Source organism: Butyrivibrio sp. (assembly GCF_015056685.1).
In the GTDB taxonomy this organism is placed as follows: Bacteria; Bacillota; Clostridia; order Lachnospirales; family Lachnospiraceae; genus Butyrivibrio.
Genome location: NZ_SVFW01000003.1, coordinates 80,484 through 106,464, shown reverse-complemented (window position 1 = coordinate 106,464; position 25,981 = coordinate 80,484). Strand labels below are relative to the sequence as shown.

Sequence of the window (25,981 nt, the reverse complement as noted above, 5' to 3'; positions counted from 1 at the left end):
ATAAAACAAAAGCCTTGTTTTCTGATTAAACATGAAAGAAAACAAGGCTTATTATTTTGATTTTTGGAACGTTTTTATATTGTCAGATGAAGTGCCCTTGTGGCGATGTTGAAATAAACCAAAAGTGAAAGGGCATCAACAATTGTTGTGATAAACGGGCTTGCCATTACAGCCGGGTCAAATCCAAGTTTTGAGGCAAGCATAGGAAGGCAGCAGCCAACCATCTTTGCAATAAGAACTACTATCAAAAGTGTCACGCAGATTACTGCGGCAACTGTGATAGATAATCTGTCAAGGAAGATAAGCTTTACGAAGTTTGCGCCTGCCAGTGTAAGTCCGCACAGAGCAGCAACTCTTATCTCTTTCCAGATGATCACAAAGATATCTTCAAACTCTATTTCTTTAAGTGAAAGTCCACGGATAATGGAAACGCTTGCCTGTGAACCAGCATTTCCGCCTGTGTCCATAAGCATTGGAATATATGCGGTTAGTACAACGAAAGCTGACAGTGCATCTTCAAATCCTGTGATGATGGCGCCTGTGAATGTAGCGCTTATCATCAAAAACAAGAGCCAGGGTATTCTGCTTCTGTAGGTTTCAAAAATACCAACCTTGGGATATGGCTTGTCGGATGGCACGATAGCTGCCATCTTTTCGATATCCTCTGTTGCCTCTTCTTCAAGGATGTCTACTACGTCATCGATAGTGATGATACCGACCATGCGGCTCTCATTATCAACTACAGGCATAGCAGTGAATCCGTATTTCTGGAAAACTCTTGCAGCTTCCTCCTGGTCAGTCATGGTGTTGATGCTGATGACGTTGGTGTTCATGATGTCGCCGATTATTTCATCAGGCTTCATTATGAGCAGATATCTAAGTGCAACAGTACCAACCAGTACCTTTTGCCTGGTAACTACATAGCAAATATTGATGGTCTCTGAATCTACGCCTTTTTTCCTGATCCTTTCAATGGCGTCTGCTACAGTCATGTCTTCGCGGAGATCTACATACTCCACAGTCATGATACTACCGGCAGAATCCTCAGGATACTGAAGAAGGTGATTGATATCAGCTCTGGTCTCAGGGCTTGCATTGGCCAAAATACGCTTAACTACGTTTGCGGGCATTTCCTCAAGCAGGTCAGTAGCATCATCGGCCATCAGATTGTCAATAATGTTGGAAGCTTCACGATCAGATAGTGATCGGATAATATATTGCTGAGCATCCAATTCCAGATCAGCGAATACATCTGCAGCCATGTCTTTTGGGAGAATTCTGAACATTTTAAGAGAATCCTCGTTTTCCATCTCTCCCATAGCAGTAGCGATATCTACCGTGTTCATCTCAGAGATAGTCTGGCGAAGCTTAGTATACTGTCTGGATTCAAGAAGCTCCTGCAAGATTTCAGCGATTGTTTTTTCTTCTTGTAATTCCATGATAATAATCTCCTATGAATTTGTTAATGGTGGTTAAATTGGTACTTCGACCGGGAGCAGAATCACTACTGCATATATGTGAATCAGACTTCATAAAAACCACCACCTTTCATACGAGATTTAATACCGAGTTTAATGTAACACAATTTATATTAAAAATAAATAAAGTTTTTCAATGGAATTTTTATCGGTTTAGCGTTATATTAATAGTAACATTGGAGGTGCTGTATGGGGCTTTTTGATAAGTTGTTTAAAGGAAATGACATAGAAGTATCATCACCGGTAAATGGTGAATTGGTGCCGATAGAGACAGTTAGTGATCCTACCTTTGCACAGGAAATGATTGGAAAAGGGGTAGCCATTCAGCCTTCTGAAGGAAAATTTTATGCACCGGCAGATGGGAAACTTATGGCTCTTTTCCCAACGGGTCATGCATATGCTATGACTACCAAGGACGGTGCCGAGATACTTGTACATATAGGAATTGATACTGTTAAATTAAACGGTGAACACTATACAATTCATGCCAAACAGGGCGATGATGTGAAAAAAGGCGATCTGATCGTCGAAGTAGATCTTGAGGGCGTTAAGAATGCGGGGTTCGATACTGTTACGCCTGTCATCATTTCTAATTCAGGAAAGTTTTCAAAAATCGAAAAGAAGAGCGGAGCCGTATCCGCAGGGGACACAGTAATTCTTTTGACTCAGTGACCATTGTAATGAAAATTACAATAATATAAGGAGGAACAAAAGTATGATGAAGTATTTACAAAAGATCGGGAAATCCCTGATGCTTCCAGTAGCTGTTTTACCGGCAGCAGGTATTCTTTATGGTATCGGCTATTGGATCGATCCAACTGGTTGGGGCGCTAACAGCGTTGTTGCAGCATTTTTCATCAAGGCAGCATCTGCTATTATCGACCAGATTCCTATTCTTTTTGCCATCGGTGTATCTGTAGGTATGGCGAAAGATCACGATGGAACAAGTGCTCTTGCAGGTCTTGTTTCATTTCTTATGATCACCACTTTGCTGAGTACAGGCGCGGTTGCCATGTACAGAGGCGTGGATGCATCTGAAGTACCAGCAGCCTTTGGCAAGATCAGCAATGCCTTTATCGGTATCCTGGCCGGTGTTATTGGTTCAAGCTGCTACAACAGATACAAAGACACCAAGCTTCCGGATTGGCTCGCATTCTTTAGTGGAAAAAGATGTGTTGCAATTGTAACTGCCGCAGCTTCTATTGTGTGTGCTGTTATCCTTTACTTTATATGGCCAATTATCTTCGGTGCTCTTGTTGCTTTCGGAAAAGCTATTTTAGGACTTGGCCCTGTCGGAGCAGGTATCTATGCAATGCTTAACCGTGCACTTATTCCTCTGGGACTTCACCATGCCCTCAATGCTGTATTCTGGTTTGATACAGCAGGAATCAATGACCTTGGACTTTTCTGGTCAGGAGCTGATGGCGCAGTTAAGGGCGTTACAGGACAGTACATGACAGGCTTCTTCCCTGTTATGATGTTCGGCCTTCCTGCCGGAGCTCTTGCTATGTATCATACAGCAAAAGACAGCAAAAAGAAGACAGCTGCATCTCTTCTCCTTGCAGGTGCTCTTGCTTCATTCTTTACAGGAATTACAGAACCCCTTGAGTTTGCATTTATGTTCATGGCTCCGGGACTTTACCTTGTACATGCAGTTCTCACAGGTATCTCAGCTATCGTGTGTGCAATGCTTCCTTTTAGAATTGGTTTCAATTTCTCAGCAGGTTTCGTTGACTGGTTCCTGAGCTTTAAGGCACCTATGGCAGTTAATCCTTGGCTCCTTCTTCCTGTAGGACTTGTGTTTGCAGTAATTTACTACGTTGTATTCCGTATTGTCATCGTTAAATTCGACCTTAAGACACCGGGCCGTGAGGATGACGAGGAAGAAGAAAACAAGATCGAGCTTTCAAATGATGATTTCACCACAATGGCTAAGTTCATACTGGAAGGCCTTGGCGGAAAAGAGAACATCAAGGAATATGATTACTGTGCTACAAGAGTTCGTGTAGAAGTTAATGATTATACTCAGGTTGATGAAAAGACTATCAAAAAAGCCGGAGTTGCCGGAGTTGTACGTCCATCCAAGTCAACTGTTCAGGTTATCGTTGGACCTAAGGTTCAGTTTGTATTCGATGAAATAAAGAAAATGATGTAAAAATATGCTTTAGAAGGGACTGCGAAAAATGAGAGATCATTTTTTCGCAGTCTTTTTTATTGCCAGATTGTAATAGACTCATACTTTTTACAAATCAATATCTTGTGCCACAAAACCATGTTCTAAGGCTATGTTGTGGTGGCATTTTTTACACCTGAAAACAATTGATAAAATTTGAAAAAATACGATAAATTCGCGCAAAAAACCGTTTAATAACTCCAAAAAAAGAATTATAATATTAGTACGAAATGGAGGTACTTTCTATGGGTAAGAAAAGTATTGTGGGTATGTTTCTAGCTGGCGTATTAATGTTAGGAGTGGGAGTAACAGCTTTTGTTGCCAATGTCGCCAATGTCCCCCAGAAACCAAGTGATAAATGCATAGCAGGGCGCGATCTTAAGCCTGTGATCTATTTGTACCCTACGGAAGATAACACAGAGATCTCCGTAAGTCTTGATTATGATGGAAATCTCGTTGATCTGATCCCTGAGTTTAATGCAGAGAATACCTGGAATGTTACTGCTAACACTGATGGAAAGATAACCTTTGAAGGACAGCAGTATGATTACCTTTTCTGGGAGGGAGATCCAAACTTCTCCTATGATTTCTTCTCAGGGTTCTGTGTAGCAGGAGCGGATACAAGTGCTTTCCTTGATGAAAAACTTCACGCTTTGGGACTTAACGACGCAGAGACATCAGAATTTATGGATTTCTGGTTACCTATGATGGAGGGTAACGAATACAATATGATCAGCTTCCAGACGGATGCTTACCAAAATGGAGCAAAACTCTCAGTTTCTCCTGAACCGGATACAGTTATAAGAGTATTTATGGCGTGGTATCCGACAGATAAATTTGTGAAGATCAATCCTCAGTATATTGAGGGGGCTGATAGAAGCGGATTTACAGTAGTTGAATGGGGTGGAAACAAGGTGAAATAAAAGCTCTTGAAACATTTACAATGATAGTCTAAAATGTTGTGCGTAGTATTGGTTTTTTACCAACCTACGCACGATTTTTTTTGATATAAAATATGAAATGGAGTATTTAAGTATGATGCAATCACGTACACATAACTGTGGCGAGCTGCGCATGGAAAATGTCGGCGAGAGCGTTACTCTTGTTGGCTGGCTCGAGAACATGCGTGAAGTTGGAAGCGGACTTGGCTTTGTAGTTTTAAGAGACTTCTATGGCACAACACAGATCGTCCTTGAGACAGAGGAGATGGTTAAGACAGCCAAGGCCATCAACAAGGAATCAACTATTTCAGTAAAGGGTGTAGTAAGAGAGAGAAGTTCTAAGAACCCTAAACAGGCAACAGGAGACATAGAAGTTGTTCCTGAAAACATTACTGTTCTTGGACGTTGCCGTTATAACGAGCTTCCATTTGAGATCAACCACTCAAGAGAAGCAGATGAGACAGCAAGACTTAAATACAGATATCTTGATCTTAGAAATCCTGAAGTTAAAAAGAATATTATTCTCAGATGCAATGTTGTTGCAGCTCTTCGTCAGGCTATGACAGAGCACGGATTTTTGGAGATCACAACTCCTATCCTTACAGCATCATCTCCTGAGGGAGCAAGAGATTACCTTGTACCTGCAAGAAAGCATCCCGGTAAGTTCTATGCACTTCCACAGGCTCCACAGCAGTTCAAACAGCTCCTCATGACAGCGGGATTTGACCGCTATTTCCAGATTGCACCTTGCTTTAGAGATGAGGATGCAAGAGGAGACAGAAGCCCGGGAGAGTTCTACCAGCTTGATATGGAGATGGCTTTTGCTTCTCAGGAAGACGTATTTGCAGTGCTTGAGGATGTTCTTCCTCCTATCTTTGCAAAATACGGTACATACAATCGTGCATCAGGCGCTCCATTTATGAGAATTCCATATCTTGAGGCTATGGAAAAATATGGTTCAGACAAGCCTGATCTTCGTATAGATCTCACAGTTGATGACGTTACAGAAAGCCTTGCTGATTGCGGTTTCGGACCTTTTGCAACAAAGGCTGAGGACGGCAGCGATACAAACGTAAGAATCAAAGCTGTAGTTATTTCTGATTTCAAGGAAAGCAGAAAGTTCATCGACAAGACAATCGCAGATGTAGAAGTTCAGTCAGGCAATAAGGCTTACTGGTTCAGAATGGATGAGAACGGAGAGCTTGTTGGTGGTATCTCCAAATTTGTTGCACCTATTAAGGATGCAGTTGTTTCAGCTCTTTCACTTAAGGCTGGCGATCTCGTAGTCCTTTCAAGCGGAAAGCTTGGTGCAGCTCAGAAGACAGCCGGTGTTATTGTTAAGACATTCGGTGCTGCAGTACCTGGACATATGGACAAAGAGCAGTATGCATTCTGCTGGATCGTAGACTTCCCTATGTATGAGATCGGTGAGGAGTCAGGCGAGCTTGAGTTCTGTCACAACCCATTCTCAATGCCTTCAGGTGGACTTGAGACACTTCTTAAGGCAGAGAGAGGTGAGATAGATCCTCTTTCAATCACTGCTGATCAGTATGACCTTGTATGTAATGGTGTAGAGCTTTCATCAGGTGCTGTTCGTAACCACGATCCTGAGATCATGATCAAGGCCTTCGAGATGGTAAGACTTGGCGAGGAGGATGTTAAGGCTAAGTTCCCTGCTATGTACAACGCATTCTGCTATGGCGCACCGCCACACGCAGGAATTGCTCCCGGTGTAGACCGTATGGTAATGCTTCTTGCAGGTGAGGATTCAATCCGTGAGATCATTCCTTTCCCTATGAACAAGAATGCACAGGATATTATGATGGGCGCTCCAGGATACGTTACAGACAAGCAGCTTGAAGAGCTCCATATTGCTGTTACAAAGACAGAAGACGAAGCTTGATAATATGATGAATAAAAGCACTGTCACTGATATAATGGTGATAGTGCTTTTTTACACTATACTTTTTGGGGGAGCAATGATTCTAAATCTTCGAAAAATAAAAGATTCAAAATATTTCTATACAGTTGTTTCTGTAGTAATGCTGGTTCTTGCGCTTATCTTGAGATTATATAAACTTAGTGATATACCACGAGGCCTCCACGTTGATGAGATAGGCATGGGGTATGATTCCTGGTGCATAGCTCACTTTGGCGTGGACAGATATCTTAACAGTTTTCCCATGTACTTAAGCAATTATGGCGGCGGACAGAGCGCATTATATTGTTATCTCACAGTTCCGTTTATTCTTTTAGGCGGATTTACACCGCTTATGCTACGACTCCCATCGGTCATTTTTTCAATGCTTGCCGGAATCTTTGGCTGGCGCCTCGTTCGCATAGTTTCAGGTAAAAGAGCCAGTATCATATATCTGTTTATATACCTGACAATCCCTTATTTTACGCAGGCCGGGCGCATAGCTCTTGATTGCAATCTTATGCTGGGGCTAAGCGTTATAATGCTCAATGTCTTGGAGTATTGTCTTAGAGACGAGAACTATGGGAAAAAGACCTGCTTTGTTCTTCTTGGGACAGTAACAGGAATAACCTTTTATTCCTATGCCCTCAGCGATGTGGTTCTTCCTTTATTTTACTTATTCTTGATAATCTACCTTATCGCCATTAGAAAAAAAGTCGCTATAAGCTCAATGATAGCCTTTACGATCCCGGTTATTATCTTTGCCATTCCACAGATACTTCTTCAGGTTGTGAATATATATGGACTTCCTGCGATACACATAGGACCCATGACAATTCCGATAGTCTTAAATTACAGACTTGATGACATCGTCTTTGACCAGGTTAAGCCAAACCTTAGATGGACCTTTGATAGTCTCTTCAGGGCGGACAACACTGATTTTGATTCATTTCCTCAGTTTGGAGCCCTTTATATGTTCTCGCTTCCGATTATCGCTTTTGGTGGGCTATATACTCTGACAAGGCTTGTAAAAAGTGTTCGCGAAAAGAAGATAAGATTTGAAAGTGTTATCCTTATCTACACTTTTTCTGTGCTTCTTTTTGGACTGTTCATACAAGGGGTTACCACATACAGGATAAATAGCGCGTTTTTTGGTCTGGCCTTCTTTATTGTAGCGACTGTTGAATTTCTTTTTGACAGAAACAGGCAGAAGTTTGCGTCAACTGCCCTTGCAATCTGCCTTTTGGTACTCTATCTGATAAATGGTGTGCAGTTTGTAGATTTTTATTTCAATAAATATGCAGATACAGTTTACCCACAAAGACTTTTTGCAGAAGACCCGACAGATGTATATAACTTCCTTGATGACCAGCCGGAAAACGTAAAATCAAGGCTTACATATGTGGGTGGAGCCAATGAAGCCTATATTTATTACCTTTGGGCAAAAGAAATATCTCCATATGAATACGATCACAATAAATATGGCAACAATGGAGATGGGGTAAAATACAGTTTTTGGGCCCCGGAGCCATATGATGTGTCCTGCAATTACGTGATGTATCTTCCAGAGGAAAGCGAGATAAATGCTCTAATTAAACTGGGGTTTATCGAGTATGATTTTGGCCCATATAAAGTATATATTTTTGAATAATAATACAAGCGTCAAACGTGCATAGTTTGGCGCTTTTTTTAATGTTGCATATTTAATATTAAATATACATTTAATTTATATTTCGTTAATTATTGTGGACTATACTATTATTGTGACATTTTTTTAAGGAGGCGAACATGTCAGATAATAGTAAGAAAGCAAAAAGACAAGGAAAAAGTATTAGTGCTCAGCTTTTGCTTGTGATGTTGCCTATGGTGATGGCAGCCATTGCAATTGTTACAGTATTTATTGCAATACAGGCAAAAGGGGTAATTGAGCAGCAGGCTACAAATGGACTTGCTCAGGAAGCAAGAGCTAATGCTGCTGAGATTAGCGGGACAATTGAGAGTATTAAAGTTTATTTTGATGGAATTGCAGACAGCGTGCAGAATAACACTTTTGAAAATGATCAGGAACTAATTGATGCCTATCAGTACACGCAGTCACAGTTTACTGAGACATACACAGGTTTCTATATTGGACTTTCCAATAAAGATTATATTGATATATCCGGATGGGTTCCCGATGCAGGATATGACCCTACAGCAAGAGAATGGTATACATATGGTAGTGCTAACAGCACAATGACATTGAATCCTCCTTCAGTTGACCTTAGTACAGGTGAGATGGTAGCGGCCATATCAAGAAAAATCACTCTGAAAGATGGAAGATCCGGCGTAATTTCATCAGATGTGTTCCTTAACGATGTTTCAAGTGAGACAAGTGCGTTTAAGCCTCTTGGAACAGGTTCAACAATGATGTTTTCAGGAACTACAATGATCGCATCTCCTGCAGAAGACCAGATAGGAAAAGATGTATCTGAGTATCCAAATGATTCTTTTATACAGGAAGTTGCGCAGATTGTATCTGCAGGTGGAACTAGTGAAATAAAGACAATTCATGGAACAGACGGCGCAGATTACTACGTTGCATTCAATAACGTAACAGGAACAACCTGGTATCTTGTATCCTTTACTAAAGTATCTGATGTTTTGGCATCTCTTTATAGATTTATAGCAATAACAGTTATTATAGCCCTGATAATGATAATAGCTATGGGTGTAATAATGTACATTATCATCAATAAGATGATAACAAAGCCGGTAAGCAGCCTTACAGACAACATTACAAGAATCGCAAATGGAGACTTTACTGTTGATATCCAAAAAGGCGGAGAAAACGAAAATGAAATTGGCGTAATGAACAACAACATGTTCAACTATGTCAACCAGATGCGAGATACTTTGGCGGAACTTAAAAATGTTACGGGTAAGTTGGCTTCAGAAGCAACTAACTCCAAGAATGCATCCAGCGACTTAAATGAGCAGGCAGATGAACAGAGTAAGGCAATGCAGCAGATTCAGGGTGCTATGGACGATATGGCGGACGCTGTTACAGAGCTTGCTAATCAGGCAACAACACTTGCGCAGGAAGTAAGTAACCTTACTGACAAGAGCCATCAGACTCAGGATACAATGGACAGCCTGGTAACAAAGGCAAAAGAAGGACAGCGAGATATGGAAGCTGTCCAGACAGGAATGACAAATATCTCATCTTCTATGGAAGATATGAACAGAGTTGTTGGAGATGTAGGAGAATCTGCTAATAAGATCAACTCTATCATAGAAATGATAACTTCAATCGCTGAACAGACTAACCTCCTTTCACTCAACGCTTCAATCGAGGCAGCAAGAGCCGGAGAAGCAGGAAAAGGCTTTGCTGTTGTTGCTACAGAGATTGGACAGCTTGCCAATAATAGTGCTGAATCAACTACACAAATTGCAGAAATCATTAAAGATATCACATCACAGATTCAGGATCTGTCAGATAAGTCCAAGACAAATATGGAAGAAATCAACTCCAACATGGAGGCTGTTACAACAGCAGGGTCTACATTTGAAGAAATCTTCAGAAGTCTTGACGAAGCAAGCGACATTGTTGGCGATATGATTGCTAAAGTAGGAAATGTTGATGAGATTGCAACTTCTATGGCAGCAATTTCAGAAGAGCAGTCAGCAAGTACTCAGGAAGTCAGCGCTACAGCTACTACACTTGCTACAAGTGCTGAGCAGGTGGCTGTTAACTCCAAAGGCGTTGATAGCAGTGCTGCTGCGGTATCTGACTCATCAGATGCAATCGAAGGGCTCATCAACCAGTTTAAAATTTAAAGAACAATAACCGAAATTTTGATAAAATATTTATAAATATTATGACCGGAGTCCGAGAATTCACAGAATTATAGCGGACTTCGGTCTATTTTTTATAAAGATAGAAAAGTCGCACAAATTGTCCAACAAGGTTGAGAATTATAGGCAAAAAGTGTATTATTAACTTGTTATACTGTTTATTTTATGCTCAATAAACGGTTTTGCGACAACAACGAAAGGAGTAAAGCCCCAAAATGCAGGCAAAGCGAATGTCAGAAATATTAAGTCAATTTGCTATGGTCGGACAACTTGGCCTATCACTCCTTATGCCACTACTTATGTGTTTATTCATCTGTTATCTTCTATGCACCAGACTTTCGGTCGGGGCTTGGGTTTATATACCGGGGTTCATATTGGGCCTGGGAGGATCTATGACAACTGCCTATAAAGTTTATCTGGCAGTGATTCACAGGGAAGAGAAAAAGAAAAAAGAAAAATCCAGTACAGAAGTCTATTTTAATAAACACTTCTGATATTTAATTCGACAGGAGACAAAGGAAAGTATGAAATTACAGGATGCTGTAAAGAAAGAAACGGGGATAATTGCAGCAGGAACAGCAGTTGGGGTTCTTGTGATATATGTAGTGTTTTATGTTTTGCACATGGTTGTTCCGGATTGGGCACCATTTGACATAAAGGTCATCTTAGGTGGAATAGGCGGCTTTATAGTGGCCGTTGGTAATTTTTTCTGGATGGCTGTATCAGTGCAAAAAGTTGCATCAATAACGGATGAAGAGAGAGCAAGAAGGACTATGAGCGTAAGCTATAGATATAGGACCATGCTCCAGTTCCTGTGGGTGATACTTGCTATTGTTTTGCCGGTATTCAACCTGGTGTCAGGAATTGCACCGCTTTTCATCCCGAGCATCATAATCAAACTACGCGGGATCTTGTCTGCGGGGAAAGGAGGTTGAAGGCGAAGATATGAGTAATGATTTCTCAGTCGTTGGACCGAAGATATACTATACGATCCACACAGGAATTCCGATTCTTGGTGACTTCAATATTACAGAGACGCTGATCGTCAGCTGGCTTGTAATGATAATTATCACAGGATTGTGTATCTTCCTCACAAGAGACCTACGTATTGAGAATATTTCCAAACGACAGGCATTTGCAGAAATGCTTGTGGAAATGGGCAATAATTTTGTCCGTAACAATACTGGAGGCAATAAGTTCGATAAATTGATACCATTTGTGTCAGCTCTTTTTGCCACAAGTGTAATATCAAATCTTATCAGCCTTGTGGGACTGCGTAGTCCTACAGCAGACTTATCGACAGAAGCCGGTTGGGCTGTAGTTGTTTTCATCATGATCACAGCTACTAAGATCAAGACCAATGGAGTTGGCGGATACTTAAAGGGATTCACAACACCTATAGCAGTTATGACACCATTTAACATCTTGTCAGAGCTTGCTACACCGGTTAGTATGGCTTGCCGTCACTTTGGAAATATCCTTTCAGGCGTAGTAATCGACGGACTTATCTATTGGGCTTTGGGTCTTGCGTCCGCAGCATTGTTTGGACTCATCCCCGGAGTTGTTGGCAATTTCTTATCCAACATACCAATTCTTAGCGTAGGTATTCCGGCAATTACAGGCGTATATTTTGACTGGTTCTCAGGATGCATGCAGGCATTTATCTTCTGTATGCTGACCGTCATGTACATCGCCAATGCGGCAGAAGAAGGCTAAGCAAAATTTAAAACCAAATATTGAATCATTTATTAAACTAAAAACCATATTTTAGGAGGCAAAAAACATGGGTGATTTTCAGATTTTAGCAAAAGGTATTGCACTTGCAGGATGCGGTATTGGTGCTGGATGTGCACTGATAGCTGGTATCGGACCTGGTATTGGTGAAGGAACTGCTGTTTCTAAGGCTCTTGAAGCTATTGGACGTCAGCCTGAGTGTAAGGGCGATGTAACAAGTACTATGCTTCTTGGTTGTGCCGTTGCAGAGACAACCGGTATTTACGGTTTCGTTACAGGTCTTCTTCTTATCTTCGTTGCACCTGGAATGTTCATGGGATACTTAAACTAATCTCTAATTTTTTAAAAGGAGAATATATATGCAATTACAGGCTCTAATGATGCTTTCTGCGGAAAACACGCAGGAGCTGGTTACATTGGTTCCCTGGACATTTATCGCAACGATAATCAACTTGTTCATTCAGATGTTCCTGATAAAGAAGTTTCTTTTCAAGCCTATCAATGACATTCTTGAAAAGAGAAAAAATCTTGCTGATAAGACGATCAGGGAAGCTAGAGAGGCCAAGGAAGAAGCCGATTCTCTTAAAGATCAATACGAAGATAGCCTGACCAGCGCTCATGCTGAGGCTGCAAAGATTGTATCTGACGCACAGAAAGAGGCGCAGAGCAAAGCTGATGCCCTTGTAAAAGAGGCACAGGAAGAGGCAGCAGGCATCAAAGCCAGGGCGGCTGCTGATATTGAGCAGGAAAGGAAAAAGGCGGTCAACGAGGCCAAAGACGAGATTGGCTCACTTGCAATGGATATTGCAGGCAAAGTTGTTGAAAAAGAGATCAACGAAGCCGATCATAAGAAACTTATTGATGAGTTCATCAATCAAGTTGGAGCATAAATTAAGAGACAGGAAACAGCCCGAAAGCACTTGCTGCTGAGGGCGTAATAAGGAGAAAAATTAGAATCAGCCCGAAAGCACTTGCTGCTGAGGGCGTAAGAAAATGAAACAAGGGTGAGCATGCCCTTGCCGAAGGCAAATTTAATGGCATGCGAATCAGAGTTTCGACGAAGGAGAAACTATGAGTAAAGCTGGAGATCTTTATGGGCAGAGCCTATATGATCTGGCAGCGGAATCAAACCTATCGGATGAAATATTGGGCGAAATGGAGGTAATAAACGGAATCTTCAAAGAGAATCCGGATTATGTAACACTCCTCTCGGAACCCTCAGTCCCAAAGAAGGAAAGGCTTCAGCTGGTTGACCAGGCACTTGGTGATGGTTGCCAGGAGTACCTTTTAAACTTCATCAAGATTCTCATTGAGAAGGGAATCCTAAGAGAGTTTTCTGCATGTCAAAAGAGATACAGAAGATGCTACAACGAGGAACACGGCATCGCTGATGCCCTTGTTACCACGGCAGTAGCCTTAGATGATTCTCAGCTTTCACTTCTCAAGGCCAAACTTGAGAACATAAGCGGCAAGAAAGTATTGCTACGACAGAAGGTTGATAGCAGCGTTCTTGGCGGCGTGAGAGTAGATCTTGAGGGACAGCTCTTTGACGGAACAGTAAAGGGAAGGTTATCCGAGCTTCGCAGAAGAGTCGATGAGACAGTCATCTAAAAAATATATCGGAGGATGATATGGAACTAAAACCAGAAAAAATATCCGAGGTCATTCGAAGCCAGATAAAGAATTATCAGAATGCAATTATCCAGAATGAGACTGGTACAGTTCTTACAGTTGGTGATGGTATCGCACGTGTAAGCGGACTTTTGAACTGTATGTCCGGTGAGCTTTTGGAGTTTGAGAATGGTACATTCGGAATGGCTCAGAACCTCGAGGAAACAGTAGTATCTGCGGTTTTGTTCGGCGAGGATGTAGGAATCAGCGAAGGACAGACCGTTAAGCGTACAGGAAGAGTCGTATCTGTTCCTGTAGGAGAAAAAATGATTGGACGTGTTGTTAACGCCATTGGTCAGCCAATCGACGGAGCAGGCCCAATCGAAACAACAGAATTCAGACCAGTTGAATCACCAGCTCCTGGTATCATTGACAGACAGCCGGTTAAGGAGCCTCTCCAGACTGGTATTAAGGCTATCGATTCAATGATCCCTATCGGTAGAGGTCAGCGTGAGCTTATCATTGGCGATAGACAGACAGGTAAGACAACAATTGCCATCGATACAATCCTTAACCAGAAGGGCAAGGATGTTATCTGTATTTATGTTGCTATCGGACAGAAACGTTCAACAGTAACAGCTCTTGTTGAAGACCTTAAAAAGGGCGGAGCTATGGACTACACAATCGTTGTAGCAGCTACAGCTTCAGAACCAAGCCCACTGCAGTACATTTCACCATACACAGGCTGTGCTATGGGTGAGTACTTCATGTATAAAGGAAAACACGTGCTTTGTATCTACGACGACTTGTCCAAGCATGCCGTAGCTTACCGTGCACTCTCCTTGCTGATCAGAAGACCACCGGGACGTGAAGCTTATCCTGGAGACGTTTTCTATCTGCATTCAAGACTTCTTGAAAGAGCTGCCAAACTCTCAGAAGAAAATGGAGGAGGTTCACTTACAGCCCTTCCTATCATCGAGACACAGGCAGGTGATGTATCAGCATACATTCCTACAAATGTTATCTCCATCACAGATGGACAGATATTCCTTGAGACAGAGCTTTTCCACTCAGGAATCATGCCAGCGGTTAACCCTGGTATTTCAGTATCCCGAGTTGGTGGTAATGCTCAGATCAAGGCTATGAAGAAGGTTGCCGGTACACTTAAACTTGTATATTCACAGTACCGTGAACTTCAGAGTTTCGCTCAGTTCGGTTCAGATCTAGATGAGGATACCAAGGCACGTCTTGCTCAAGGTGAACGTATTGTTGAAGTTCTTAAGCAGGACAAGAATCAGCCTGTTCCTGTAGAAAAGCAGGTAGCTATTCTTTATGCTGTTGTCAACAATATCCTTATCAAGGTTGCTGCTTCTGATGTTGCAGAATATGAAGCCGGACTTTATGAATTCCTTGATAGCAATCCTACCGGAATCGCAGCTATGCGTGAGATCCGTGAGACAGGAAAGCTTGAGGGTGAAACAGAAGCAAAGCTTAAAGAGACACTGAACGCTTATACTGAAAACTTTTTAAAGAGAAAATAATCAGGAGGAAAACTAAATGGCTGGATCAATGAAAGCTGTTAAACTCCGAATAAAAAGCGTCCAGAGCACAATGCAGATAACGAAAGCAATGCAGCTGGTTGCAGCTTCAAAGCTTCGTAAAGCTAAAGAGAGAGCTGATAATTCGAAACCTTATCTTGAGACAATTCTTGCAACACTTACAGATATAGCCAACGGAAACAATGATTTCCGTTCAATCTACACCAAGAGTGGAAATGACAGATGGCTGTATGTTGTAATTGCCGGAGACAGAGGTCTTGCAGGCGGCTACAACTCCAACCTGTTTAAATTTGTTGAAGCTGAGATCAAGGACAAGAGCAATGTAACAGTTCTCCCTATCGGTAAAAAATCTGTGGAGTTCTTTAAGCATAGAAATGTGCCTATCCTCACAGAGGAATACGCCGAAGTTGCCAAGGTAAACATTTCAGACTGTTTCCAGGTAGCAAAGCTTATCTGCGGATCATATGGTGGCGATGGCTTCGGACACGTCTTCCTGTGCTACACAAACTTCGTGTCCATGCTATCTCAGGTACCTACATCCACATCGCTTCTTCCTCTTTCAGATTTGAAATCTGAAAACCTGGAAAAAGATGGAAAGGCAAAAGACCTGATACTATATGAACCTGACAGTGAGACAGTGTTCAATGAGATTGTTCCAGAGTATCTGGCAGGAATATTATATTCAAGTATCAATATTTCTTATGCATCTGAGCTTGCTGCTCGTAGAACAGCTATGGAAGCAGCTACAGACAATGCAGAAGAGATGATCGATAACTTGAGCCTCTACTATAACAGAGCCCGTCAGGCAAGCATTACTCAGGAAATTACTGAGATTGTTGCTGGAGCGGAAAGCTAATCACCTAGCGAGATGATAATCGAGCTTAGTGTGAAGCTTGTTCTGGCGAGTGCAAAGCACGAGAGCAGAACATCCGCAGATTCTGGAATTAACAAAACAATACTTTAAGGAGTTTAACAATGAGTGAAAATCATGTTGGAAAGGTAATTCAGGTTACAGGTCCTGTACTTGACATCCGCTTCAAAGAGGGTGAACTTCCTGATCTTCACAATGCCATAGAAATTATGATTGGAGATCGCAAACTTGTTGCAGAAGTTGCGCAGCAGGTCGGCGATGACGTAGTTCGTTGCGTAGCCATGAGCTCAACAGACGGACTTGTTCGTGGCGTTGATGCTGTAGACACAGGAAGCCCAATCACTGTACCGGTTGGTGACAAGTGCTTAGGAAGAATTTTCAACCTTCTTGGAGAACCTGTAGATAATCAGCCTGCACCTGAAGGAGTAGAGAGATGGGCAATCCATCGTCCGGCTCCTGCTTATGAGGATCAGGTTCCTGCTACAGAAATCTTTGAGACAGGTATTAAGGTCGTTGACCTTATTTGCCCTTATGCTAAGGGTGGTAAGATTGGTTTGTTCGGTGGTGCCGGAGTAGGTAAGACCGTACTTATCATGGAGCTTATCAATAATGTTGCTAAGGCACACGGTGGTATTTCAGTATTTACCGGTGTTGGTGAGCGTACTCGTGAAGGTAATGACCTTTATGGAGAAATGAAGGAAAGTGGAGTTATTGACAAAACTGCCCTGGTTTATGGACAGATGAATGAGCCACCGGGAGCCAGAATGAGAGTTGGTCTTTCCGGACTTACAATGGCTGAGTATTTCCGTGATGTAAAAAATCAGGATGTGCTTTTATTCATTGATAATATCTTCCGTTTCACACAGGCTGGTTCAGAGGTTTCAGCGCTTCTTGGACGTATGCCTTCAGCCGTAGGTTATCAGCCTACACTGGCTACAGAAATGGGTGCTCTTCAGGAGCGTATCACATCTACAAAGAAGGGTTCAATCACATCAGTTCAGGCCGTATACGTGCCTGCCGATGACCTTACTGATCCTGCTCCTGCTACAACATTCACACACCTTGATGCTACAACCGTTCTTTCAAGAGATATTGCATCTAAGGGTATTTACCCGGCTGTAGATCCTCTTGATTCAACAAGCCGTATTCTTTCTCCTGATATCGTAGGAAAAGAGCACTATGAAGTAGCTAAGGGAGTTCAGCAGGTGCTTCAGAGATATCGTGAACTTCAGGATATCATTGCTATCATGGGTATGGATGAGCTTTCAGAAGAGGATAAGCTTACTGTTTACAGAGCTCGTAAGGTTCAGAACTTCCTGTCACAGAGCTTCTCAGTTGCTGAGCAGTTCACAGGTCTTCCTGGAAAATACGTTCCTCTCAAAGAGACAATCAGAGGCTTTAAGATGATCCTTGATGGCGAGTGCGATGATCTTCCTGAGAGTGCATTCCTTCTTGTAGGAACTATTGATGAAGTCTTCGAGAAAGCAAAAGCTAACAAGTAATAGCAAAGGAGTAACCTATGTCCACTTCTTATCATTTACAGGTTGTGTCCCTGGATGGTCTGGAATTTGAAGGTGAAGTTCAGAAAATACTGCTCCGTACAATAGATGGTGATGTGGAGATTCTTGCCCGCCACACCAACTACTGTACTGCTATTGGTATGGGAACTGCCAAAGTGACCATGGACGACGGCCAGGAAAGAAAGGCTGCCTGTATCGGTGGAATGCTTTCGGTTATGAACGGAGAAGTCAGAGTTCTTCCTACTACGTGGGAGTGGAGCGAAGACATCGATGTAGATCGTGCTAAAGCTGCCAAGGCAAAAGCTGAAGAAACTCTTAAGAATCAGCAGCTTGATAAAGAAACACGTATCCGTGCAGAAGCCAAGCTCTACAGAGCTCTCGTAAGAATCGGTTCCTCCGGACAGGAAAGTAAATATAACTAATATCTAAAGCCGTCAGAGCTTAGCCTCTGGCGGCTTTTAAGTTATATGCTAAGGCAAAAATACTTGCGTTTTGTATAAGCGTAAGTAATTGGCTTCGTACGCCACCATTGACTGAGCCTGAGGAAAACGCCCTGCAGACTCTGCCGACGGTGAGGATGATGGGAACAGTAGATCTTATCTCACCGTCGGATTCAGCATTGTAGCGTTTTCCTCAGAACCCGTCAATGGCAAGCACCTTGCGGTGTGGCTGGGTATAAGTGCCTCAGGCTCCAAATCCGAGAACAGTAGGGACGGCTAGTTTCAAGGATGTATGGCCGAAGCTTTCCAATGCAAGCGTGCTCACATTGGAAAGTTTTTGGGCATATATTGTTTTTTGAAGTCCACTCATTGCTTATAGATTTTCTCCTTTTCATCCCGTCATACGGATAATTCCAGCACCATTCTTTATTTTTATCCGTACAATATGGTTATTTTTTGCTCAATGATCTTTCATTTTACGGATAAGATTGCACGATGTATGCTGTCTTATCCGTATGCCACGCGGGAAATGAAGCTTATACTGACCGATTTTACGGATAAGATGACGCTTTATCAGCATTCTTATCCGTACATCTGCCAGAAGTATCGGAATTTTCATAGACAAAAATGTCGTTCCGGGCATATAGCTATTTTTTCAAGTTAACACATCCATCGGCAAATTTTCAGGAAGTGAAAAAAGCCACCACTACTGTTCCTGGATTCAGAGCCTGAGGCATTAGATTACAGCCACACCGCAGGTGCTTGCCAATCAATCACTAATTTCTTAATTTTATACATAGAATCATCCTGCCTAATATCCAACAACTTACGCATATACAAAGAGAGAGCATTATGCTTTAGGTAAAACTCATTCAATGATAATCTTCAATATTTAAAGGTGTAATCCTATGCAGCTTATGCTATTTAAGATAAAATTGCTATTGTAGAGTTCTTCAGAATTTTTGATAAAATGAACATTATATTAGCAAATGCTGAAGGAGAATTATATGAGGATACTTGTTGTTGGTGGAACGAGATATTTTGGGATACCTATGGTCAATACATTGCTCAAAAACGGCCATGAAATCACGCTTGCAACAAGAGGCAATTCAAAACCGATTTTTGAAGGTTCTGTAGACTATGTTGTTATGGATAGGACGGATGGGGCAAGTGTCAAAGCCGCTTTGGATGGACAACATTTTGATTTGATAATAGATAAAATTGCCTACAGTTCCAATGATGTAAAGGCGCTTTTGGAAAACGTAAGCTGTGACAGATACATACAGATGTCTACATGCTCTGTTTATTTTAAAGATCATGCTGAGATTGTGGAAGATGAATTTAAAGCTGAAGAATATGAACTTCATTGGATTGATAGGATACAGAACTATGGAGAGTCAAAGAGGCAGGCAGAAAGAGCAGTATTTGAGTATATGGACCCGGCCAATATTTCTTTTGTCAGATATCCGATTGTTATGGGTGAGAATGATTACACCGGAAGATTGGATTTCTATATAGAGCACATAAGAGATCAAAAGCCGATGAATGTTGATGACCTTGATAAGGAGATGGCATTCATATATGAAAAAGATGCCGGTGACTTCATCGCATATCTGGCAGATCATTTTGTATCAGGCCCGATAAACGGCTGCTCAAAAGAAACCGTTAAGATTTCAGATATCATTGAGCATATAGAGAAACGTCTCGGCAAAAGCGCTGTGATAAGTAGTCAGGGGGATGAAGCCCCATATAATGGTCTTGAAGATACACTCAGTTTTAATACTCAAAAGGCTGAATCAGCCGGTTATAGATTCCTTGAGCTTAATGACTGGTTGTATCCTTTGATTGACGGTAAGACGATAACATTAAAATAATTTCGTAACAACAAAACGGTTGACATTAAGTTTTCTGTCAATTATACTAACAACTAATAATTTTTCAGAAAGAGAGACAATATGATAAGACTTAATCTCGTCACAATGAATATAGTCAATTTGACATCCGTGAATGTGATTCAGGGGTCTGTTTTTGATATGTGTGATGAGGATAAGATTATTTGTAAGGCATAGATAGTGCCTTACAAACTGATATAGTATACAGGGCCTCATCAAGCGATAGTTTGATGGGGCTTATTTTATTTCAAAAAATATAAAACCTTATGGAGGTGGCTATGAGAATAAAAGAGCAGAAATTTCTTTTACCTGATGGACGAGAGGTAACTATAAAGAGTGCAGGTCCTGAGGATGCAATGAAGGTAAAACTTCACAGGGAGGCAGTTTCAGCTGAGACGCATTTTATGGCGAGGGAACCTGAAGATGGTCCATTCAATCTTGAGAGAATCAAAGAGATACTTGGAAGTATTGCAGAAAGTGACAGAGACTTCATGGTAAGTGCTTATCTCGGCGATGAGTTGATTGGAGATTTGGGAATAACACTCATTAGGCCACATGTAAAATATCTTCACCGTGCATATCTTGGGATGTCTATTCGCCTGATGTACACAGGAATGGGACTTGGAAGTTTCATGATGAAGACCGCGCTTGAGCAGGCGAAAGCAAATGGCTTTGAGCAGGTAGAGTTGGGAGTTTTCTCTGACAATGACAGAGCCAGGCATATGTACAAAAAGATGGGATTCAAGGAATACGGGATGAATCCAAGAGCTTTCAAGCTAAAGGACGGAACCTACAGAGATGAGATCATCATGGCGAACATATTTGAGACAGGAGGAAACGCATGATTATAAAAAACGAGATACCAATACTGGAATATGACGATTTTTCACCGGAGGTCATCGCCCCAGATCATGACTTGGAAGAAGTAGTATTACCTGAAAAGTGTCTGTTTGCTTTCCTTGGAGATGTGGTCCATAGGTATGCCAGGGAGAATAATGCTGAAGTGGTAAAAGAGCTGATTACAGTATCTCACAATATCCAGATATATGTGCTTCACGAAGAAAATGAAGATATCTGCCTTGTGCAATCTCCTATAGGTGCAGCGTCGTCAACACAGGTCCTGGATACTCTGGTAAGCTGCGGCTGTAAAAAGGTAATAGCAGTAGGGTCCTGCGGAGTACTGGCTAAGATACCGGAAAATGCTTTTCTTGTCCCAACCAAGGCACTTAGGGCAGAGGGAACATCTTATCATTATCTTCCGCCTTCAAGGTACATTGAGCTTGATGAAGAACCAAAGGGTGTTATCGAGAAAGCTTTTGCGAAGCACGGACTTCCTTTTAAAACATGCACAACCTGGACTACGGATGGCTTTTTCAGAGAGACAAAAGACATGGTGAAGTACCGATTGGATGAAGGCTGTTCCGTAGTAGAGATGGAGTGCTCTGCTCTTGCAGCATGCTGCAGAAAGCGAGGCGCAAGCTTCGGGCAATTCCTGTTCACAGCCGATTCACTTGCAAATGTCCATGAGTACGATGCAAGAGATTTTGGAATGGATTCACATGAAAAAGCACTGCTATTGGGACTGGATATCCTGAGAGAATATAAGTAATGGACCATGGACCGCTAACCCCGTCCCATGGTCCATTCCAATGGTCCATTTATTTTTCTTCGTTGTATACAGCCATTATGGCGTCCGCAACGTCTTCTCTGTACCAGGAGCAGTCGTTTCTGTTGAAGATAGCGAAGTGCTCATTGCCTGATTCGAAGAGACCATTGTCCCACCAAAAGCATGGGATGCCAGCCTTTTTGGCTCTTGTAAGATATTCTGTAACCCAGTTGCAAACTTCTTTAGAGTTTCCATTTTTGTCTTCGGCGCCATACTCTGTAAGGAGTACCGGGATACCTTTAGCTCCAAAGATTCTCTGAAGATCCTGCATTACACCAGCAATATCTCCCTTGTGGGAACCGTCCCATGTGTCATAGGAATTGCCTGATGCAGAGTAAGTAAAGTCATAAGGTGTATATGCGTGGATTGAAACAGCAAGGTGATCATCTTCAGGAATCTTCATGCTTCCAATAGTAGGAATAACATGGGATGATGCAAAACTTGTAATAAGTACAAGTCTCTTTTCATTGTTGCCGCCTGTTGAGCGAACAGCATCTACAAAAGTCTGATTAAGTCTGTCCAGGCACTTTCTGCCTTCACCTGTTCCGCCGTTCCATTCATTTGTGCCGCCTTTTACTCGGGGTTCGTTAAGGCCTTCGAAAATAAGGTGGTCGCCGTATTTTTCAAATCTGTTTGCAATCTGAACCCAGATAGCTTTTACTTCTTCGTCTACGGCATCGATGTGGGCATTATCAGGGATTCTCCACTCCTCTTCGTGGTGAGAGTTAATGATAACGTACATATTGTCATCCAGGGCGTAGTTTACGACTTCTTCAACTCTGTCAAACCAGGCTTCATCGATGGTATAGTCAGGTGCTGCGCCTAAATGGTCAGCCCATGTCACAGGGATTCTTATGCAGTCAAAGCCTTTTTCGTTAACTGCGTCGATCATTTCTTTTGTTGTCTTTGGATTGCCCCAATAGGTCTCGGCCTCAGCTCCTGATGTTCCGAAGGAATCGAATGTGTTTCCCAGGTTCCATCCGGTTTTCATCTCTGCAACAAGATCTGTAGGTGTGATATCTCGCATATCGTATTTGTCCTTTGCCGGTTCTGGTTTTGCAGTTACATCGTCGGCTGTTGATTCACTGCTTGCCTCTGCAGAAGCGTCGTTTGCCGCATTTGCACTTGCTTCAGTAGTAGATGCCGCTGCAGCTGAGGATTCTTCTGATGCCTGCTCAGTGGCAGTTTCCGCACCATTGCTGGCAGCTGCACTACCTGCATTTCCGGAAGCAGGCTGTGCAGCAGGTGCCCCGCATCCTGTCAAAAGAGCCAGGATAAGAGGCAGGGTCAATAATTTCTTTCTTTTCATAACAAACTCCTTGTAAATTAATGTAAAATTTCTATTGAAGCAAGTGAGCAATTTCCTGTGCCCTTGTAAGTAAGGTAAATAGGGTATGTTCCGCTTACCTTGGCAAAAGAGCTTTCGAAAGCTGTCCAGATATTTGAACCATGAGCGCCGATGCTGCATATAGGCTCACTATCCAGAGCTGTCATTACTTCAAATATACCGTTAAAATATGCTCGGGTCTTAATGCGAAGACCTGTTGCATCCTTTAACTCAAAATACTTAAATCCAATGGTTGTGCCATCGACGATATCCTTGATGTAGCCATTGTTTGGTGTGTTGCCGCCGCCTTCCTGTACAACTCTTGGGGCGTTTGCTTCAACATATATTTTATGGTCATTAGTGAATATGTTACAAGCAATATATGATGGATATTCACCAATATCAGAGAGCGGTCCGCCGTTAAGTCCGCAGGAAGTGATCTCAACCTGCTTGATGGACCCGTCACTTTCAAAATGAATCTTTTCAGCACAGCCCTGTCTGCTGAACCAGGTTCCGTTTGTATGTCTGTGGTAAAAGATATACCAATCACCGTCAATCTCCACAATGCTTCCGTGGTTGTTGGCACCATAAGCTGTAGCTTCGTCAGCCTTTTTATAGCTGTTGATATGAAGATCACAGTTACTTACGATAACACCGCCGTAGGTGTATGGTCCATAGATGCTCTTTGAAGTAGCATAGCAGAGCTCGTGCATTACCTCTGAAGAGTAAACAAAATAGTAGGTGTCATCATGCTTTCTGATAGAAGGCGCCTCGAAGAAAGCGTGCTTTTCAAAGCCTGTACCTTCGCTGTAGCAATTGCCGGGAGCAATAAAATCGGGAGCTTTTTTAATGGTAAGCATGTCCTTATCAAGAACAGTGAGCATAGCGCCATGTCTTGACTTATCGCCTTGTCCGCAGAAGCCTGTGAAAAGATATGTCTCATCCCCTTCAGTTAATACACCCGGATCAAACTGCGGCTCATCGCCTTTTTTGTCACCAAGTCTGGTTCCATCTTCATAGTGCACGTATCCGTAGAACTCAAAAGGTCCTGCAGGTGTGTCACTTACAGCAACAGATACAACGCAAACTTTATCAAGGACGTAGTAGAGATAATATCTTCCATCAGGACCCACTGTGACGTCAGGTGCGTACAGGCACATATGTCCGTCAGTGTTAAGTGGATCAGCTGTCTTTGGATAGATCACGCCTTCGTATTTCCAGTTGCCAAGGTCTTTTACAGGTGCTGACCAGCATACGTAATCGCCGAGGCAGAAGGTTTCGCCCTGATACAGATCGTGTGATCCATATACGTAAACTCTGTCGCCAAATACGTAAGGCTCGCCGTCCGGGATATATTCCCATGAAGGAAGATAAGGATTTACTGCCTGATTGCGGCTGTTCTGTCTTATACCGCCCTCAAGTTTTGGCGTAGCGCCTCTGCCAAGAAACTCCATCTCGTGAGGAGATGAGGTCTTATAAGGCTCCCAAACAGGAAGACCTTCTGCATTCGGGTTACCTGTCTTTACAAAGTTTGCAAAATAGCTGCTCATCTGGTCTGCCAGATCAAAATGTCTTCCCTTGTAAGGTCTGTGGCACATTCCAAGTGTGTCGAAAAAGAACCACAGATCGCATGAATGGAAGGTTCCGGGATAAGCATCACCCTTGTGTCCATCGCCAGGGATATCAGGATTGAATCTGTAGTAGTAGAACTTCTGATTCTCGTCATTTTTATTCGCATCAGTAAATGCGCTCTTTACAGAAGACTCAACCATACTGATACCGTCTATTGTAAATTCATCTGCAGTGTTTCCTGAGATAACAGGAACGTCTGCGCAATCTCTTTTTACAAATCTTTCAACAGGATCTCCTGTGCAGAACTTGCCATCCACAATTGGATACATTCTGGGATGGTCTTTGATAAATTTGTTATAGCCATCAAGAAGTTCCTTGGAAGAGAGTTTCCTTGCTTCTTCAAGGTCTTTTACGCCGAGAGATTCAAAGAATTTCTCGCCAAGGTCCTCGGCTTGTTCAAGATTAAGGGGCCTGAATATATCATCTTCTGCATTTACATGTCTGATAATCCCGCTAAAAATGGCAGCGCCCTTAATAATGTTACGGTTACCATCGTGAGTGAGCTGGTGCATAACGCTTGATCCGCCGGCAGACTGACCTGCTATTGTGATCTTTGAAGGATCTCCGCCAAAAGAAGAAATATTTCTGCTAACCCAGTGAAGGCCTGCCTTCTGGTCAAGAAGACCAAAGTTTGCAGGTGCATCAGGATTTTCTTTTGTTATCTCCTTGTGAGCCAAAAAACCAAAGCATCCAAGTCTGTAGGCTATGCTGACAACAACGATTCCTTTTTTTGCAAGAGCTTCTCCGTTAAATTCCATTTCAGCGGTGTATCCCCACTGAAAACCGCCGCCGTAGTACCATACTAAAACAGGAAGCTTCTCATCAGCTCTTTTTGCTGGTGTCCAGATATTTAAATACAGGCAGTCCTCGGACTTGACGATGTCAGGATCTACATGCCATTCTCTGTCGTAGAGTCCATCTCCGGTTCCTGGAGTGTCCTGATATGATATAGGGCCAAATTCAAAGGCATCAAGTGGCTCCTCCCAGTCTTTGCAAGGTTGTGGAGCCCTGAAACGATTTTCACCAATTGGTGCTTCAGCAAAAGGAATGCCTCGGTAAACAGTTACCCTCGGGTCATTGCCCGGAAGGCCATTAACAAGCCCGTTTTCTACGCGTGTTTTTCTAAGCATTTTATAATCTCCCCAATACATAATAATAATGTTTATACCCTACCGTAATTTTCTATTTTTTCAGCCTGGCCTTCCAATCAAATATTGCTACACACTGCGTAAAGCTTGCTAAATTGAGGCTTTCCGCAATTACTGAAACAAAATCAGCAACTTTTTGGTGGTTTTGAACATGTTAAATTCGCTATATTTTCTTTTGACAAACTCTAAAGAAGCAATGGGGCAGGGCTATGCATTGGTTTAAATCGATAAAAA

At 42.3% G+C, this 25,981-nt stretch carries 22 protein-coding genes; 19 read left to right on the top strand and 3 right to left on the bottom strand.

What is annotated here, in order from left to right; translation table 11 throughout:
- Positions 1-74: 74 nt before the first annotated feature.
- Positions 75-1,439 (bottom strand): magnesium transporter, encoded by a 1,365-nt coding sequence (mgtE, locus tag E7303_RS01905; protein ID WP_292143587.1) that lies wholly within the window; start codon positions 1,437-1,439, stop codon positions 75-77.
- 228 nt (positions 1,440-1,667) lie between these two features.
- Here mgtE and E7303_RS01900 point away from each other — a divergent pair, with 228 nt between their 5' ends.
- The 19 genes from E7303_RS01900 (at position 1,668) to E7303_RS01810 (ending at position 21,583) form a co-directional block, all read left to right on the top strand.
- Positions 1,668-2,150, top strand: coding sequence for a PTS sugar transporter subunit IIA (locus E7303_RS01900; RefSeq protein WP_022772499.1), 483 nt, complete (start codon positions 1,668-1,670; stop codon positions 2,148-2,150).
- A 43-nt stretch (positions 2,151-2,193) separates the two neighbouring features.
- Positions 2,194-3,633: an N-acetylglucosamine-specific PTS transporter subunit IIBC gene (nagE, locus tag E7303_RS01895; RefSeq protein WP_292143586.1), complete on the top strand. Its 1,440-nt coding sequence runs from the start codon at positions 2,194-2,196 to the stop codon at positions 3,631-3,633.
- A gap of 263 nt (positions 3,634-3,896) precedes the next feature.
- Entirely contained in the window at positions 3,897-4,574 is a 678-nt protein-coding gene (locus E7303_RS01890; protein ID WP_292143585.1) for a hypothetical protein, read from the top strand.
- Between the two features lie 112 nt (positions 4,575-4,686).
- Positions 4,687-6,495, top strand: a complete 1,809-nt coding sequence (gene aspS / locus E7303_RS01885; protein ID WP_292143584.1) for an aspartate--tRNA ligase — start codon at positions 4,687-4,689, stop codon at positions 6,493-6,495.
- A gap of 76 nt (positions 6,496-6,571) precedes the next feature.
- Positions 6,572-8,161, top strand: coding sequence for an ArnT family glycosyltransferase (locus E7303_RS01880; protein ID WP_292143583.1), 1,590 nt, complete (start codon positions 6,572-6,574; stop codon positions 8,159-8,161).
- Between the two features lie 137 nt (positions 8,162-8,298).
- The gene (locus E7303_RS01875; RefSeq protein ID WP_292143582.1) at positions 8,299-10,329 is read left to right on the top strand and encodes a methyl-accepting chemotaxis protein; all 2,031 of its coding nucleotides are present in this window, start codon (positions 8,299-8,301) and stop codon (positions 10,327-10,329) included.
- Between the two features lie 233 nt (positions 10,330-10,562).
- On the top strand, positions 10,563-10,841 hold the full coding sequence (locus E7303_RS01870) for an AtpZ/AtpI family protein (RefSeq protein ID WP_103869719.1): 279 nt from the start codon (positions 10,563-10,565) through the stop codon (positions 10,839-10,841).
- A gap of 30 nt (positions 10,842-10,871) precedes the next feature.
- The gene (locus E7303_RS01865) at positions 10,872-11,282 is read left to right on the top strand and encodes an ATP synthase subunit I (protein ID WP_292143581.1); all 411 of its coding nucleotides are present in this window, start codon (positions 10,872-10,874) and stop codon (positions 11,280-11,282) included.
- Positions 11,283-11,292: 10 nt separating this feature from the next.
- Entirely contained in the window at positions 11,293-12,063 is a 771-nt protein-coding gene (locus tag E7303_RS01860; protein WP_022772488.1) for a F0F1 ATP synthase subunit A, read from the top strand.
- Positions 12,064-12,130: 67 nt separating this feature from the next.
- Complete coding sequence (gene atpE, locus E7303_RS01855; RefSeq protein ID WP_022772487.1) at positions 12,131-12,412, top strand: ATP synthase F0 subunit C; 282 nt, start codon at positions 12,131-12,133, stop codon at positions 12,410-12,412.
- Positions 12,413-12,440: 28 nt separating this feature from the next.
- The gene (gene atpF / locus E7303_RS01850) at positions 12,441-12,971 is read left to right on the top strand and encodes a F0F1 ATP synthase subunit B (protein ID WP_022772486.1); all 531 of its coding nucleotides are present in this window, start codon (positions 12,441-12,443) and stop codon (positions 12,969-12,971) included.
- 181 nt (positions 12,972-13,152) lie between these two features.
- Positions 13,153-13,692: an ATP synthase F1 subunit delta gene (atpH, locus tag E7303_RS01845; RefSeq protein ID WP_022772484.1), complete on the top strand. Its 540-nt coding sequence runs from the start codon at positions 13,153-13,155 to the stop codon at positions 13,690-13,692.
- A 20-nt stretch (positions 13,693-13,712) separates the two neighbouring features.
- Positions 13,713-15,233 carry a F0F1 ATP synthase subunit alpha gene (atpA, locus tag E7303_RS01840; RefSeq protein ID WP_292143580.1) on the top strand — a complete coding sequence of 507 codons (1,521 nt, stop codon included), beginning with the start codon at positions 13,713-13,715 and terminating at the stop codon, positions 15,231-15,233.
- Positions 15,234-15,249: 16 nt separating this feature from the next.
- Positions 15,250-16,107: an ATP synthase F1 subunit gamma gene (gene atpG, locus E7303_RS01835; RefSeq protein ID WP_292143579.1), complete on the top strand. Its 858-nt coding sequence runs from the start codon at positions 15,250-15,252 to the stop codon at positions 16,105-16,107.
- Positions 16,108-16,226: 119 nt separating this feature from the next.
- Positions 16,227-17,624 carry a F0F1 ATP synthase subunit beta gene (gene atpD, locus E7303_RS01830; protein ID WP_292143578.1) on the top strand — a complete coding sequence of 466 codons (1,398 nt, stop codon included), beginning with the start codon at positions 16,227-16,229 and terminating at the stop codon, positions 17,622-17,624.
- A 17-nt stretch (positions 17,625-17,641) separates the two neighbouring features.
- Entirely contained in the window at positions 17,642-18,064 is a 423-nt protein-coding gene (gene atpC / locus E7303_RS01825) for an ATP synthase F1 subunit epsilon (protein WP_074885413.1), read from the top strand.
- Positions 18,065-19,089: 1,025 nt separating this feature from the next.
- Entirely contained in the window at positions 19,090-19,956 is an 867-nt protein-coding gene (locus E7303_RS01820) for an NAD-dependent epimerase/dehydratase family protein (protein WP_292143577.1), read from the top strand.
- A 296-nt stretch (positions 19,957-20,252) separates the two neighbouring features.
- Positions 20,253-20,819 carry a GNAT family N-acetyltransferase gene (locus E7303_RS01815; protein WP_022772474.1) on the top strand — a complete coding sequence of 189 codons (567 nt, stop codon included), beginning with the start codon at positions 20,253-20,255 and terminating at the stop codon, positions 20,817-20,819.
- On the top strand, positions 20,816-21,583 hold the full coding sequence (locus E7303_RS01810; RefSeq protein ID WP_292143576.1) for a nucleoside phosphorylase: 768 nt from the start codon (positions 20,816-20,818) through the stop codon (positions 21,581-21,583). The genes E7303_RS01815 and E7303_RS01810 overlap by 4 nt, the downstream gene beginning before the upstream one ends.
- 49 nt (positions 21,584-21,632) lie before the next feature.
- Here E7303_RS01810 and E7303_RS01805 read toward each other — a convergent pair whose 3' ends face one another.
- Positions 21,633-22,949, bottom strand: a complete 1,317-nt coding sequence (locus E7303_RS01805) for a glycoside hydrolase family 5 protein (RefSeq protein ID WP_292143575.1) — start codon at positions 22,947-22,949, stop codon at positions 21,633-21,635.
- 17 nt (positions 22,950-22,966) lie between these two features.
- Positions 22,967-25,729, bottom strand: a complete 2,763-nt coding sequence (locus tag E7303_RS17975; protein ID WP_330601600.1) for a carboxylesterase family protein — start codon at positions 25,727-25,729, stop codon at positions 22,967-22,969.
- Between the last annotated feature and the right edge of the window lie 252 nt (positions 25,730-25,981).